Below are 5715 nucleotides of genomic sequence, written 5' to 3'. Positions count from 1 at the left end.
GTGCCCGGCTCCGGGCGGTCAGGCTTGATCCCTCCGCCGGGCACGGTCGGCCCAATCCCTCGGTGCGGGCTGTCCGTGGGTCGGGATCTGCAACAGACGAGGAAAGATCATTCTGATGAGTAGTGGGTTTGCTGCTGTTGACGTTATTCGGGTGAAGCGGGACGGGGGTGTGCTGTCGGACGCGCAGATCGACTGGGTGCTGGACGCGTACACCCGGGGGGTTGTCGCCGACGAGCAGATGTCGGCGCTGGCCATGGCGATCCTGCTCAACGGCATGACCGGGCCGGAGATCGCCCGGTGGACCGCCGCGATGATCGCCAGCGGTGAGCGCCTCGACCTCTCGGCGGTCCGTCGCCCGACCGTCGACAAGCACTCCACGGGCGGTGTCGGTGACAAGATCACCCTGCCGCTCACCCCGCTGGTGGCCGCGTGCGGTGCCGCCGTTCCGCAGCTCAGCGGGCGCGGCCTCGGGCACACCGGCGGCACGCTGGACAAGCTGGAGTCCATTCCGGGCTGGCGGGCCTCGCTGAGCAACGACGAGTTCATCGCCCAGCTCGGTGATGTCGGCGCGGTGATCTGCGCGGCCGGCGCCGGGCTCGCTCCGGCCGACCGCAAGCTGTACGCGTTGCGCGACGTGACCGGCACCGTGGAGGCGATCCCGCTGATCGCCAGCTCGATCATGAGCAAGAAGATCGCCGAGGGCACCGGCGCGCTCGTCCTCGACGTGAAGGTCGGCTCGGGCGCGTTCATGAAGTCCGTCGACCAGGCCCGCGAGCTGGCCCGCACGATGGTCGAGCTGGGCGGTGCGCACGGCGTGCGGACGGTCGCCCTGCTCACCGACATGTCCACCCCGCTCGGCCTGGCCATCGGCAACGCGGTCGAGGTGACCGAGTCGGTCGAGGTGCTGGCCGGGGGTGGGCCGGCCGACGTGGTGGAGCTGACGCTCGCCTTGGCCCGGGAGATGCTCGACGCCGCCGGCCTGCCGGACGCCGACCCCGAGGCGGCGCTGCGCGACGGGCGGGCGATGGACTCCTGGCGGGCGATGATCCGCGCGCAGGGCGGCGACCCGGACGCGCCGATGCCGACCGCGCCGGAGGTCGAGGTGGTCCGCGCCGAGCAGGACGGGTACGTCGCGGCCGTCGACGCGTACGCCATGGGGGTTGCGGCCTGGCGGCTCGGCGCGGGCCGGGCCCGCAAGGAGGACCCGGTCAGCGTGCCGGCCGGGGTGGTGTTGCACAAGCGGCCGGGCGATCCGGTGCGGGTCGGGGACGCCCTCTACGAACTGCGTGCCGAGGACCCGTCGCGGATTCCGGCGGCCCTGGCGGAGGCAAGTCGCGCGGTGCACATTGCACCGACCGCGCCAACCGCGACGCCCCTGGTCATCGAGCGGATCGGCTGACCGGGGCGGAGGTCGGGGCGGCGTGGTGCCCGTCACCTGGGAGCGCTATTCTCGCAGGCCAAAGGCGTGGCGTGCAGACAGGAAGTTCTCCCGTGACCGTACCTGCCCCCGACCCGCGCGAGGTGCGCGAGGCGAGCCTGGACGAGCTGTCCCGGCTCGGCCTGCCGCTGCCGCCGGCCCAGTTCCCGCTCGTGTGGGAGCCGGGTGATGCGATCGAGCTGCGACCCAGGGCGGAGATCGAGGCGCGCATCGCCGTGCTGCACCTCATCCTGGCGCGCTGCTTCGGGATGCCCCCGCAGGCGGCGATGAGCTGGCTGCTTGGCTCGCACCTGGTCGAGATGGTCACCCCGCCGGAGTGGCAGTTCGTGATGGGCGGCAAGGGCGACCACCGGTCGTTCGTGCTGCACCACGACGCGCTCTTCGCGCTGGCCTGGGTGCTGGGGCTGAGCAAACAGCTCGATCCCACCCTGGCGGTGGACGAACGGTTGGTCGAGCGGCTGCCGCACATCGCCGAGGGGGAGACCTTCGGCCGCTGGCAGTCCCGGATCCTCGCCGCGCCGCAGCACCCGGCCGACGCGGCGGCCCTGCTCGATCTGCACTACTGCCTGGACTGGGCTTACCTGGAGACCGAGCGGAGCGGCCGGCGGGCGCCGGGGCTGGTCGACGCCAACGCGATCGGGCAGCGACGCTGGGCGCTGGAGTGGGCGGTGATCCTGCGCGGGCCGTACCACGACGAGCCGCCGGGCTGGGAAGAGGTCGACCTCTCCACCTGAGCCTCAGCGGCGTCGGTAGGCGTCCAGCCGGACCGCCACGCGCACCCGGACCGGCTCGGGCAGCGCGGCCAGCCGTTCGGCGAGGGCGGTCGGGTTGGTGTGCCAGGCGCTCGGACCCATCCCGACCAGCGTGGCGACCTCCGGCCGGGTCAGCGCCAGCTCCGCGCGGTGCACCGTGGAGCTGACCGGCGTGAAGTGCCCGCCCAGGCTGGCGGCCACCCGGTCGGCCTTGTCCGGGTCGACCCGCAGCAGGTCGAGGGCCTCCACCAGTTCGGTGAGGTGGTCGGCGGCGGGCGTCACCACGAGCAGCGTGCCGGCCGGGTCGAGCACCCGGTGGAACTCCGCGCCGTTGCGCGGGGCGAACACGTTCAGCAGCACGGCCGTCGAGCCGTCCGCGAGGGGCAGTCGCTGCCAGGTGTCGGCGAGCGCCGCGGCCGCCCGGGGATGCACCCGGGCCGCGCGACGCAGCGCCGGCTTGGAGACGTCCAGGGCCAGACCCACGGCGTCCGGCAGCGCCGCCAGCACCGCGCCGAGGTATCGGCCGGTGCCCGCGCCGGCATCCACCACCAGGGGGTACGCGTCGAGCGACGACACGTCGCGCAGGTGCTGCACGGCCTGCGTCGCGGCGGCGGCCAGGGCGTCCGAGACCGGGGCGTAGTGCCCGGCGGCGAGGAAGTCGGCGCGGGCGGCCACCATCTCGGCGCTGTCCCCGGAGTGCGGTGCGCGGCCGGCGAGCAGGTTGACGTACCCCTGCCGGGCCACGTCGAAGCTGTGCCCGCGCGGACACCGCAGCGCCCGGGCGGTGCCGGCGGTCGTCTCGGCCAGCGGTTCGCCGCAGACCGGGCAGCGCAGCCGGGCCGCCACTGGTGCCAGCGGGGTGGGTGCGGGGTCTGCCACCGCCAGATCCTATGTCGGGCCGAGAGTCGGCGCGTGCTGCGTTGAGTGTCGGCCGCCCAACGGAGGTCGGTGAGCTGCGCGGTCAGCGCCGGACACGATGCCCGACATAACCAATCTGTCTATTAAATACTATTTCAACTTGATGAATAGCGAAATTACCGATGAGTCGTCATGGTCGAACGAGATCCAATTAGCTTGCTAGCCTCCGATCGTCATTACTTGAGACATGGGGTTGTACATGCGCATTGACCGCTCCTTAAGCCGAACGCTGCTCGCCGCATTTGTGGCTGGTGTCGCCGTGGTCGGCCTCTCCACCCCGGCATACGCCGAGGACGACGCCCACGCGACCGCCCTGGCGGCTGCCACCGCGGCTCTGCAGACGTCCGCGTCGAGCACGGGGCTGACCGTGGACTGGGCAATCCTAGCGACGCTGTCCACCGAGGAACTGCTTGCGATCCCGGAATCCGTCCCGACGGATCCGGACGGCATCGAGTTGCAGGATCCCGACCCGGTCGAGTCCGGCGCGCTCGGTCAGCCGCCGGCCGACTGGCCGACTCCGGACGGCGCGGGCTCCGCGTCCGGCGGCGATAGCTGCAAGACCAACGGCGCCACCCTCTATTTCAAGGGTGGGGTCACCAAGGCGAAGCTGTGGAGGTTCACCGAGTCCGTCTATTACTGCTACAACTACGGCAGGCGCACCATCACGCGCATCTCTACGCCGGACACCGCCGGTTACATCTACGGCCCGGGTCAGGTGCAGGGCTGGAAGTACCGTGGCGTCAGGAGCGGCCCCAACAACGTCAAGCACACCGATCTCTACGGGGTTTCCTACTACACCAGTTACGTGCAGGCGCAGTTCGAGCTCTGCACCGTGCGTCTGGCGTGCGTCGCCGAGAGTGACCCGTGGATCCGGCTCTACAGCTACCGCGACGGCTCGGTGCGGGCCGAGAAGGGCGGGGTGTGAGCGCGCTCCGGGATGCCTGACGCCGGACCGTCGTAGACTCGGAAAGACCGGGAAGAGGAGGGTGACGATGACCGCGGAACGCGTCGAGGTGCCGCCCCGATTGGATCGGCAGCGTCGGTTCACCGTGGTGGCCGTCTGCTGCGTCGTGCTCGCCACGTTGGTCGCCAGCGCACCCGGCGGTGCGGTCGTGTCCCTGGTCCTGTTCGTGCTGGCCGCTCGTCGGCAGGCACCGAGGGCGTTGCGGTGGAGCCTCGGCGTGAGCTCCGCCGTGCTGGCGGCGCTCAGCCTGCTCGTGCTGGCCGACGCCGGATTCGGCTTTACCGCTCTCGCATAGCGCGGCGGTGCGGGAGCCCGGCTGCCCGGGAGCCCGCACCGCTGGCGCGGGCGGCGGCAGCGGCACCACCGCCCGTATCCGGCTCAGGCATGACTAGGGTCGGAGCATGGCAATCCGGTACGAGGACATCGTCAAGGTCCCGAAGGCGCTGCTGCACGACCACCTCGACGGCGGGCTGCGGCCGGCGACGATCGTCGAGCTGGCCGCGGAGGTGGGGCACGAGCTGCCCACCACCGACCCGGAGGCGCTCGGACGCTGGTTCGTCGAAGCCGCCGACTCCGGGTCGCTGGAGCGTTACCTGGAGACGTTCGCGCACACCGTGGCGGTCATGCAGACCGGGCCGGCGCTGCGCCGGGTGGCGCGGGAGTGCGCGCTGGACCTGGCCGCCGACGGGGTCGTCTACGCCGAGGTGCGGTTCGCCCCCGAGCAGCACCTGGAACGGGACCTGAGCCTGGACGAGGTGGTCGAGGCCGTGCTGGCCGGGTTCGCCGAGGGCGCCGCCCAGGCCGTCGAGGCCGGCCTGACCATCCGGGTGGGCACCCTGCTCACCGCCATGCGGCACGCGGCGCGCTCACAGGAGATCGCCGAGTTGGCCGTGCGGCACCGCGACGCGGGGGTGGTCGGCTTCGACATCGCCGGCGCCGAGGCGGGCTTCCCGCCCACCCGGCACCTGGACGCCTTCGAATACCTGCAGCGCGAGAACTTCCACTTCACGATCCACGCCGGTGAGGCGTTCGGGCTTCCGTCGATCTGGCAGGCGATCCAGTGGTGCGGCGCGGACCGGCTCGGTCACGGCGTACGGATCGTGGACGACATCGCCCCCGACGGCGCGCTGGGCCGGCTGGCCGCGTACGTGCGGGACAAGCGGATCCCGTTGGAGCTCTGCCCCTCGTCGAACGTGCAGACCGGCGCGGTGGCCTCGATCGCCGACCATCCGATCGGGCTCCTGCGCGACCTGCGGTTCCGGGCCACCGTCAACACCGACAACCGGCTGATGAGCGGCACCTCCATGTCGCGGGAGATGTCGCTGCTGGTGGAGACCTTCGGCTACGGCTGGCGCGAGCTGCAGTGGTTCACCATCAACGCGATGAAGAGCGCCTTCATCCCGTTCGACGAGCGACTGCGGATCATCGACGAGGTGATCAAGCCGGCGTACGCCAAGCTGCTGCCCTGAGGGGGCCTCGGCCCTGCGGGTGGCCTCCTCGGCTCTGCGGGCGCCCTCAGCCCCGCGGGTGGCCTTCGCGGCCGTGCGGGTGGTGGCCGGCGAGCAGGCCGGCCACCCGGCGCAGCACCTCCCCGGCGCGGGCCGCCGCGGCGCCCCCCCCCCACGGCCGGCGCCGCCCCGCGG

At 72.0% G+C, this 5715-nt stretch carries 6 protein-coding genes; 5 read left to right on the top strand and 1 reads right to left on the bottom strand.

The window, feature by feature from the left end; genetic code table 11:
- The first annotated feature begins 115 nt into the window (after positions 1-115).
- Positions 116-1399, top strand: a complete 1284-nt coding sequence (locus tag ABZU46_RS30770; RefSeq protein ID WP_354863210.1) for a thymidine phosphorylase — start codon at positions 116-118, stop codon at positions 1397-1399.
- A gap of 92 nt (positions 1400-1491) precedes the next feature.
- Complete coding sequence (locus ABZU46_RS30765; RefSeq protein WP_354863209.1) at positions 1492-2172, top strand: DUF4272 domain-containing protein; 681 nt, start codon at positions 1492-1494, stop codon at positions 2170-2172.
- Between the two features lie 3 nt (positions 2173-2175).
- Here the strand turns inward: ABZU46_RS30765 and ABZU46_RS30760 are convergent, their stop codons facing one another.
- Positions 2176-3045 carry a putative RNA methyltransferase gene (locus tag ABZU46_RS30760; protein WP_354863211.1) on the bottom strand — a complete coding sequence of 290 codons (870 nt, stop codon included), beginning with the start codon at positions 3043-3045 and terminating at the stop codon, positions 2176-2178.
- 262 nt (positions 3046-3307) lie between these two features.
- On the opposite strand from ABZU46_RS30760, the gene ABZU46_RS30755 reads away from it, so the two are divergent.
- From ABZU46_RS30755 to ABZU46_RS30745, 3 genes are all read left to right on the top strand, one after another.
- Complete coding sequence (locus ABZU46_RS30755; RefSeq protein ID WP_354863208.1) at positions 3308-4033, top strand: hypothetical protein; 726 nt, start codon at positions 3308-3310, stop codon at positions 4031-4033.
- Between the two features lie 67 nt (positions 4034-4100).
- On the top strand, positions 4101-4367 hold the full coding sequence (locus tag ABZU46_RS30750) for a hypothetical protein (protein ID WP_354863207.1): 267 nt from the start codon (positions 4101-4103) through the stop codon (positions 4365-4367).
- 106 nt (positions 4368-4473) lie between these two features.
- Positions 4474-5541 (top strand): adenosine deaminase, encoded by a 1068-nt coding sequence (locus ABZU46_RS30745; protein ID WP_354863206.1) that lies wholly within the window; start codon positions 4474-4476, stop codon positions 5539-5541.
- Positions 5542-5715: the final 174 nt, after the last annotated feature.

The organism is Micromonospora sp. NPDC005197 (genome assembly GCF_040608295.1).
Classification (GTDB): Bacteria; Actinomycetota; Actinomycetes; order Mycobacteriales; family Micromonosporaceae; genus Micromonospora.
This window is presented reverse-complemented; position numbering and strand designations above follow the sequence as displayed.